Origin of the sequence: Alcaligenes sp. 13f, from assembly GCF_020496585.1 — a bacterium.
In the GTDB taxonomy this organism is placed as follows: Bacteria; Pseudomonadota; Gammaproteobacteria; order Burkholderiales; family Burkholderiaceae_B; genus Alcaligenes; species Alcaligenes phenolicus.
This window is the reverse complement of the sequence record NZ_JAHKKC010000045.1, coordinates 1-9,035: the sequence shown is the minus strand read 5'-3', so window position 1 is coordinate 9,035 and position 9,035 is coordinate 1. Positions and strand designations below refer to the sequence as shown.

Below are 9,035 nucleotides of genomic sequence, written 5' to 3'. Positions count from 1 at the left end.
CCCCTGGACCCGGCCCCCAAGCGGCGTCCCCACACCGAGACACCCAACAAAAAAAAACCGATATCTCCAACCCTGGGGTCGGGCGAGATATCGGTTCAAAAGCCGGGGGCCTGTTCCCGGCGTGCTACCGTTTCAAAACGTGCTTCTAATTATTAATTCCAGAAGAACTCATCGCAGCCACCTCAATGCGCCGCAATCCACTCCAACAGTTCCTTCTCCCCTTGCCAAGGCTGACTACGATCCCCACTGGCAGCCCGCTCCTCGGCAACAAACTCGGGGGTAATGGCATCCTCCTCATTCCCCCACTCATGGCGAATAAAGCTCAACACAGCCGCCAGCTCCGCATCACTGAACTGCTCTGCAAATGCAGGCATCGCCCCCTGATATTCCTGGCCTTTCACCGTGATAGCTCCCGTGACCCCGTGCAGCACCAGTTGCGCCAGTACCTTGGGGTCACCCTTCACCCACTCTGAATCCGCCAAAGGCGGGAACACCCCTGGCAAACCTTGCCCCGTCGCCTGATGACACGCCACACAGGCATTGGCATATAGCTGCTTGCCATCCGCAGATACACTGCCAGGCGCAGGAGCCAGAACCGCCAAAGGACGCTGATCCCCCAAACGCGGAGAGCTGTTGGGCTGAGCCGAGACGATGTAATACACAGCCCAGGCCAGCAAGGCCAAAATCACCAGAATCACTATGCGCGGAATCGGGTTGTACTGCTCGTGGGGATCAGCATTCTCGCTTTGACGACTTTGAACAGGCCGGTTCATTCCTCACTCCCCACCACATCAGCACTCAAGATCGGATACACATGCTTGAGTGACTGCAAATACACCACCAGATCCAAGGCCTCCGGACGGGCTACCACCACCTTGCCCTCCGGTGCCACACCCGGCGGCAGACTCACGACGCGCTCGTCAGGCTGCACCTGATCCGGGTTCTTGGCTTCAAACAAGAAACGATAGGGAGGCATATTGCTGCCCGGCGAGTAAGCGCGCGGATCGTACAAGTGCCCCAAATGCCAATCCTGACTAGGCTGACGCACACCAATATTGAACAGATCCGGCCCGGTGCGCATGGTGCCCAGCAAAGGTGGATCGTCGTAGTGATAATCCCCCGCGACCGAAGCACGCCCCCAGCCACGGCTGGCATCGGCCACACCCGCGCCCGTTGTACTGGGCTGCTGCGTGTGACAAGTAATGCAGCCATTGCCCCGATACACCGCCCGACCCCGCACTTCCTGGCTGGTATAGGGCGACAAACCTTCAGGAGCAGGCTCATCCTTCAACTGCAAAAAAGGCACCACAATCATGGCTGCCGTTGCCAAGGACAAGGTCACCATGGACCCGATGATCAACTTCAGTTCGTTTTCCATGACCTTAAACCTCCAGCTCAGCGGTACGGCGCACTGCAGCCGAGCGGGACTCGGTCAAGGCAAACGCACCCGACTTCACAATCATCAGCAATACGTGCAGGGCAAAAACCAGATGGCCCAGCGTCATCATGGCGCCGCCAATAGAACGGCCTTGCAACCAGGGCATGGTGACTGCCACCGATTCCATAAAACCACGGGCTGGATCCAGCAAGGCCAAACCTTGCAGCACGCCACCAATGCTGAGCGTGATCATGTACACGGCAAAGCCAGCCACCACCAGCCAGAAGTGCCAGGAGATCAAGGCAGGCCGGGGCCAGGCCGTGTTCAGAATGCGAGGCAAGGCAAAGTACACTCCGCCGAAAATCACCATGGTCACAAAGCCGTACATACCCAGATGAGCATGAGCCACCGTGAAGTGCGTGAAGTGTGTAATGGAGTTCAGCGAACGCAAGGCCTCAGCAGAACCTTGCAAGGACGCGACGGTGTACATCATGGCGCCAAAGACAATAAAACGCAGAACGGGCGAGTGACGCAGCGCACTGAAATGCCCCTTCAACGTCAAATGCTGGTTAGCCGAGAAGGCCAGCACCGGAATCACCATCATCACGCTTTGCACGATGGACAAGGTAATCAGCCATTCAGGAATAGGACCACCAATCAAATGGTGCGCACCCACCTGTCCGTAGAAAAAGGCCAGCGTCCAGAAGCCCAGCAGCGACAAGTTGTAGGAGCGCACAGGGCGTCCAATGACTTTGGGCAGGAAGTAGTAAATAGCGGCAATCGACATGGGGGTATAGAACAGGCCCAACACGTTATGCCCGAACCACCAGTTCATGGTGGCTTGCTCCACCCCGAAGTGCACGCCAGGAACTTTGGCGACCAAATACAGGATGGGGAACCAGAACAGCGCCGCGCCGATGTACCACACCGACACGTACAAGTGCTTGACCTTGCGTTGCGAGAGCATCAAGGCCAGCGGCATACCGATCATCATACCGCCAAAGGCGAACAGCACACCGATTTGCCAGGGGATTTCCAACCACTCCAAACCCGCATTCAAGCCAATGGCCAAAGCACCAATCCCCGCCACCAGCGCAGCATTCCAGACCAGACCGCCCACCATCACCAAACGGCCACCCAGCAAAGGGGTCTGCAGCAAGCGCGGCAACATCCAGATTGTTAGCCCCAACAAGCCCATGGGTGCCCAGCCATATGCCACGCCATTCAGGTGAATCGTGCGCAGACGGCCAAAGCTCAACCAGGAAACGTCACCCAGGAACTCGGGCCAGTGCAGTTTCAAGGAGCTGATCAAACCCGCAAACGAGGCCACCACCAGCCAGACCACCGCACAGACAATCAGTAAGAACGCAGGCATGGAACTGGAACGGTCGGCCTGTTCACGCGCCGCCATTTCAAGCGCGCTGGTTTGCTGACCATGGTTCTCTGCAATATGGTCAGCCGCCGCTAGGCTTAGCGCCTGCCGTTGGGCAGCATCGGCCGAGGGTTCTTCGGGCTGGCCGATTTCGCCCTTGTGAAAAATAGTGCGCGCACCACTGACGTCAGCATCGAACAGGCCCTTGCGCAAGGACCAGATAAAGGCAAAAAGCCCGGCAATCGACAGGATGAATGCGGCAAGCAAAAGCGCCGTCGGGTTCATGGTATTCCTCTGATTAGATAGGCCCGCAGCCCACACGGGCACGGACGAAAACACCCGGCAAGGCTACCTGTCGGCACAGAGCATTCCAAGAATCAGTTAAAGCTTAAAAAACCCTATCAGTTGTCCTGAAAGCCACGCAAATCGCCGTTTGCTTGTGCTTGAAGACATACCCATCAGATAATAAAAAAACCACATTTATTAAAATTACCGTATCAGATGGAGCGCAGAAGGACATGAAACTGTACGAGACTCTGGCCAAGGAACTAGCCCAGGCCATTCTTGACGGCACAGTTGCCGCAGGCGAGCGCATGCCCTCTGTGCGTCAATTAATGGATAAGCACAAGATCAGTGCCTCGACGATTTTCCAGGCGTATTACCGACTGGAAGCACAAGGCTTGATCAAGGCGCGTCCTCGTTCGGGCTACTACGTCTGCTCCAGCCTGGCGCCTCATACCTTGGAGGCGGACACGGCCTCCCAGCCACCGCTGCAAGCGACCAGCGTTAACAATAGCGACCTGATCATGGCGATCCTGCAATCCAGTTCAGAGCGCTCCGTAGCGCCTTTAGGCTCCGCTTTCCCCAGCCCTGTGCTCTTTCCTCTGGAACGCCTGGGCCGCTTCTTGTCTGCCAGTCTGAAACAGCAAGATCCCTGGGCCAGCGTGGACGATCTGACCCAAGGCCACGCTCCCCTGCGTCGCCAGATTGCCTTGCGCTATCTGGCTCAAGGCATGGCCATCAATGCCAACGATATTGTGATTACCAACGGAGCTCTGGAAGCGCTGAACCTATGTCTTGCAGCGGTAACTCAACCGGGTGACATCGTGCTGGTGGAATCGCCCACCTTTTATGCCGCGCTGCAATCGCTGGAACGCATGAAGCTGCAAGCACTGGAAGTGCCCACCCACCCGCGTGAAGGCATTGATCTGGAAGCGCTGGAACACGCGATCAAACATCACGCCCCCAAAGCCTGCTGGCTGATGACCAACTTCCAGAACCCGCTGGGCAGCCTGATGCCCGATGCGAAAAAAGCCCAATTGGTCGAGCTGCTGGCCCGCTATGAAATCCCCTTGATCGAGGACGATGTTTACGGCGAACTGTACTTCGACACGGAGCGCCCCCGCCCCGCCAAAGCCTTTGACCGTCAGGGACTGGTGATGCACTGCTCCTCTTTTTCCAAAACCCTGGCACCCGGCTATCGCATCGGCTGGGCTGTGCCGGGACGCTATATACGTGAAGTCGCCCAGGCCAAGTTGACTACTACCCTGACGTCTCCCGTGCCCACCCAATTGGCCCTGGCCAGCTACCTGGAAAAAGGTGCGTACGAGCAACACCTGCGCCGTTTACGCACTCAACTAAAAAACCAGTATGCGCAGTTCTCCAAAGCCTTGGGACGCTACTTCCCCGCAGGAACTCGGGCCACCCGCCCCGAGGGCGGCTACTTCCTGTGGGTAGAGCTGGAAAAAAGTGTGCAGACCTTGGAACTGCATCGCCTGGCCCTGTCACAAGGCATCAGTCTGGCACCAGGCTCCATCTTTTCAACTACCCAGAATTACAGCCATTGCCTGCGTCTTAACTTTGGCCATCCGTGGACAGAACACAGCGATCACGCGCTGGAAATACTGGGTAATTTATGCCGACCATTGCCACTTAAAAAGTCATGAAGCGTAGTGCCTGACGATAGAAAATAAGAATAGGCAAGTCATTGAATAACAAACGAAAAGACAGCACGATGACTCAGTTACATAACGCAACAACACTGTCTATTCAGGAGTTTTTGATGGCCTATACCTTACGTAGCAAGCTGATCGGTGTCTGGCAATTGGTGTCCTTTGATTTTGTCCCGGAAGATGGCTCGCCCAGCTATCCCGGACTGGGGCCTAATCCTATCGGTCAGCTGATCTATACAGAAACAGGTTATGTAGGGGCACAACTGGGCAGCAGCACCCGAACGGTACAAGACAGCTGTCAATCGCTATTGGATACGTATCTGGCCTACGCTGGGACGTTTGAAGTGGATGAGGCCACCCAGTGCGTTACCCACTTTGTTGATATGTCCCTGTACCCCGATTGGGTAGGGGTTCCCCAGCCACGACTGGCGCGCTTTACGCAAGGCGCTCTGGAACTGATCACCCGTGATCCCGTGGTAGTCGCCGGCAAATTGGGAGTGGGCACCTTGTTGTGGCACCGAGCCTGACCAGGCCAAGCAGACGCTCCCTCACTAGCGGCCAGCCCTTGCTGGCCGCCTCAGTTTTGAGCCTCGTTATCGAGCAGGCCCAGAAAATAATCCACAATCGCGTGTGCGCGCCTGTCCTTACGCATGGCCAAGGACAAGGGAATCGTGAACTGACGCTGCTGCGGGTCCACCGCAATCATCTGGCCCTTCTCTACCCAGCGAGCCGCCACGTGCTCGGGCAAGAAACCGATGTACTCCCCCGTCAAAATCAAAAAGGCGATCCCTTCCCGATCACTGGCCGTGGCAACACAATTCAGATCCTGGTGTTGTCCGATCGCCTCCGGGCTCATGCGATAAGCAGGCGCAATGGCCGCAGCCCGGCGCAAGGCTTCCTGAGACACTGTCCCTTTTTGCACCGCGGCAAACAAAGGATGCTCCCAGGAGCAATACAGAAAATAAGGTTCGGCATAAAGCGTGCGATATTCCAGCCCGCTCAAGGCATTGGTTTCAGGCAGCACGCCCATATGCAAGCGACCATCCAGTAAACCACGCTCAATCTCACCCGGCGTACTCATGCTGATATGGACGCGCACCGCCTCACTGTTTTGCCGCAAGGCACGCAAGGCCGAGGTGATGTGCATATGAGGCTGCGAGATCAGGCTATTCATCAAGCCTATATTCAAGTCCCCCCGCAAACTGGAATGCAGCTGGTTCACCTCACTGCGGAAATTCTCCACCGCAGCCATCAAGGTTTCACTGGCCCGCAATACCTGTCGCCCTTCTTCCGTCAAGGCAAAACCCGCCCGGCCACGCTGACACAGCCGGATTCCACCCAAACGTTTTTCCAGATCGCTCATATGCAAGCTAATGGCCGAACGTGTAATGCCCAGCACGCCTTCCGCGGCTGAAAAGCTGCCCACTTGCGCTACTGTTCTGAACACACGTAGTAGACGCAAATCAAAATCGGAAACCTGCAAGAGTCCTTTGAGTTGCATATAGGTGAGTAAAACAATAAGTGAAGTTGAATAAAAACGTATTTTACTCAACAACTTAGCTGCCTACACTGGGGGTATTCACCGCCTTGAGGAGACCACCATGAACTCACCCTACTTTGCGCCACAGCAGATTGCCAGTGAACTCAATCTCCAGTCCCACTGGATGCCCTTTACCGCGAACCGACACTTCCAGCAGAACCCGCGCCTGGTGGTCAAAGCCGAAGGCAACTGGCTCTACGATCAGGATGGCCGCCAGATTTTTGACAGCCTGTCCGGGCTTTGGACTTGTGGTGCCGGACATGCTCGCCATGAAATCCAGGCCGCCGTGCATCGTCAACTCGGGCAACTGGACTACTCTCCCGCCTTTCAGTTTGGACACCCCGCTGCTTTTCAGTTGGCCGACAAACTGACGCAATACACCCCCGAGGGACTGGATCACGTTTTCTTTACCAACTCCGGCTCTGAATGTACCGACACGGTCGTCAAGATGGTGCGGGCCTACTGGCGCATCAAAGGCCAGGCGACCAAAACCCGTCTGATTGGCCGTGCTCGTGGCTACCACGGCGTGAACGTGGCCGGCACCAGCCTGGGAGGCATAGGCGGTAATCGCAAGATGTTCGGGCAACTGATGGATGCCGACCACCTGCCCCACGTACTGCAAGCAGATTGCGCCTTCACGCGCGGCCAGCCCGAAACAGGGGGCCTTGCCCTGGCCGACGAACTGCTGAAACTGATCGAACTGCACGATGCCAGCACCATCGCCGCCGTGTTTGTCGAACCCGTCTCCGGATCGGCAGGCGTACTGGTGCCACCTACCAGCTACCTGCAACGCCTGCGCCAGATTTGCGACCAGCACAACATTCTGCTGGTCTTTGATGAAGTCATCACCGGCCTGGGCCGCCTGGGAACCTATACCGGGGCCGAATACTTTGGCGTCACCCCCGACATCATGACCATGGCCAAGCAATTGACCAACGGTGCCATCCCCATGGGCGCGGTCGTTGCCAGCAAGGAAATCTACCAAACCTTCATGGGCCAGGACTTGCCACTGCACGCCGTGGAATTCAGCCACGGGCACACCTACTCTGCCCACCCCGTCGCCTGCGCCGCCGGACTGGCTGCCCTGGAGTTGCTGGAACAGGACAATCTGTTGCAACGCTCCGCTGAACTGGCTCCGCATTTTGAACAAGCCCTGCACCAGCTGCGCGACAGCCCGAATGTCATCGACATCCGCAACTGCGGCCTGGCAGGTGCCATCCAGCTCGCCCCACGGAATGGCGACCCCGCCATCCGCCCCTTTGAAGCGGGACTGCAACTGTGGAAACAGGGCTTTTACGTACGCTTTGGTGGCGACACCCTGCAATTTGGCCCCACCTTTACCTCTACCCCCGAGCAACTCAACTCACTCTTCGATGCAGTGGGAGGCGTCCTGAAGAACCTGGCTTGAACGCAGCAACAGGGCGGTCATGGAAAGACCGCCCCACACACCAACCAAGACCTGGAACAGGGCCTAAAGGAGACAGCCGCTGTAAACTAGGCTGTAGCCTCTGCTCCAAACACGACAAAAGCGCCATAATAGAATTTTTGCCCCACAAGCATCGTTCAGCACCATGAGTCCATCCCGCCCCGCCGTTTTTGCACAAGCCCCTATTGGCGTGTTTGATTCGGGCGTGGGCGGATTGTCCATCTGGCGTGCCCTGCGCCAATCCCTGCCCAACGAGCATCTGCTCTACCTGGCCGATTCCCAATACGCTCCCTACGGAGACCGATCCCCCGAATGGATTGTGGAGCGTACCCTGCAAATGACTCAATTGCTGGTAGACCAGGGCTGCAAGGCGCTGGTCATCGCCTGCAACACCGCCACACTGGTAGCCGCCCCCGCCCTGCGCTCCAGGCTTTCCATCCCCATCATCGCCATCGAACCCGCCATCAAACCCGCTGCCACCTTGAGCCGTAGCCGTAGCGTCGCCCTGATGGCCACCAGCCGCACCCTGGACAGCAGCGGCCTGCAAAGCCTGATTGACCGCTATGCCAGCGACGTGGAAATCATACGCATTCCCTGTCCAGGGCTGGCCGACCGGGTCGAGGCCCTGCAACTGTCAGGCCCGGAAATCGAAGCAGAACTCAAAAAACGATTGGCCCCCGCCCTGCAAAGCCAGGCCGATACCCTGGTCCTGGGCTGCACACACTACCCCTTTCTGCGTCCCACAATCGAAGCCATCAGCGGCTCGCGCTTCCATATCCTGGAACCGTCCTTTGCCGTCGCCGCCCAAGTGCACCGTCGCCTGGAGCAGGCCAACTGCCTGAACACACAAGCCCAGGCAGGCAACAGCGCCTTCATCAGCAGCGCCCCCGTGGACCAAGCCCAAAAAGTCATCCAAGCCCTGACAGGACTGAGCGAACCCACCATGCTGGCATTCCCCATACATTCGCTAAACGTGCTGTAGAACTTGTTCATCCTCAATCTCTCGATGTTTCCAGCAAGAGTCGCTTGAGTTGGCTGCTCTAGCTAGCTGACCACTACCTTTAGCGGCCCAACCTCACCCCCCTCCGCCCACCATCTCCACTCGCCTTGACTCTGGGTTCGAACTGACGTGGTGACATGACGCCTTTTACCCCCCTCCCCCCGGACGGTTTTAAAGTCAGCCCGAACAACGATCCTGCCCCATCACAACTCAAACCAGCACCCCACCCAAGCAACGATTCCCGACCTCACTCTTGAAGCCATTGAGAGCTACTCGGGGTGCTGGCACAGGGGCGCGGGGCGGACCACTTGCCGACGCTGCGCGTCCGTCCCCTTGGCAGAGTGACTATCGGGGCGCAGCCTGAACT

Annotated in this window: 8 protein-coding genes; 4 read left to right on the top strand and 4 right to left on the bottom strand. The window is 57.4% G+C overall.

Going from position 1 to position 9,035, the window contains the following annotated elements; translation table 11 throughout:
- Positions 1-182 precede the first annotated feature (182 nt).
- The 3 genes from KOE80_RS19860 to KOE80_RS19850 are packed head-to-tail and all read right to left on the bottom strand — an operon-like array spanning position 183 to position 3,035.
- Positions 183-773 carry a c-type cytochrome gene (locus KOE80_RS19860; protein WP_137431200.1) on the bottom strand — a complete coding sequence of 197 codons (591 nt, stop codon included), beginning with the start codon at positions 771-773 and terminating at the stop codon, positions 183-185.
- Positions 770-1,378 (bottom strand): cbb3-type cytochrome c oxidase subunit II, encoded by a 609-nt coding sequence (locus KOE80_RS19855; protein ID WP_035271983.1) that lies wholly within the window; start codon positions 1,376-1,378, stop codon positions 770-772. The genes KOE80_RS19860 and KOE80_RS19855 overlap by 4 nt, the downstream gene beginning before the upstream one ends.
- 4 nt (positions 1,379-1,382) lie before the next feature.
- Positions 1,383-3,035 (bottom strand): cbb3-type cytochrome c oxidase subunit I, encoded by a 1,653-nt coding sequence (locus KOE80_RS19850; protein ID WP_026484662.1) that lies wholly within the window; start codon positions 3,033-3,035, stop codon positions 1,383-1,385.
- A 233-nt stretch (positions 3,036-3,268) separates the two neighbouring features.
- Here KOE80_RS19850 and KOE80_RS19845 point away from each other — a divergent pair, with 233 nt between their 5' ends.
- The gene (locus tag KOE80_RS19845) at positions 3,269-4,696 is read left to right on the top strand and encodes a PLP-dependent aminotransferase family protein (RefSeq protein ID WP_226349819.1); all 1,428 of its coding nucleotides are present in this window, start codon (positions 3,269-3,271) and stop codon (positions 4,694-4,696) included.
- A 116-nt stretch (positions 4,697-4,812) separates the two neighbouring features.
- Complete coding sequence (locus KOE80_RS19840; protein ID WP_226349818.1) at positions 4,813-5,229, top strand: lipocalin-like domain-containing protein; 417 nt, start codon at positions 4,813-4,815, stop codon at positions 5,227-5,229.
- Between the two features lie 50 nt (positions 5,230-5,279).
- Here KOE80_RS19840 and KOE80_RS19835 read toward each other — a convergent pair whose 3' ends face one another.
- Entirely contained in the window at positions 5,280-6,203 is a 924-nt protein-coding gene (locus KOE80_RS19835) for a LysR family transcriptional regulator (protein ID WP_035271974.1), read from the bottom strand.
- Between the two features lie 100 nt (positions 6,204-6,303).
- On the opposite strand from KOE80_RS19835, the gene KOE80_RS19830 reads away from it, so the two are divergent.
- Positions 6,304-7,650, top strand: coding sequence for an aspartate aminotransferase family protein (locus tag KOE80_RS19830; protein ID WP_226349817.1), 1,347 nt, complete (start codon positions 6,304-6,306; stop codon positions 7,648-7,650).
- Between the two features lie 163 nt (positions 7,651-7,813).
- Entirely contained in the window at positions 7,814-8,650 is an 837-nt protein-coding gene (gene murI / locus KOE80_RS19825; RefSeq protein WP_226349816.1) for a glutamate racemase, read from the top strand.
- Positions 8,651-9,035: the final 385 nt, after the last annotated feature.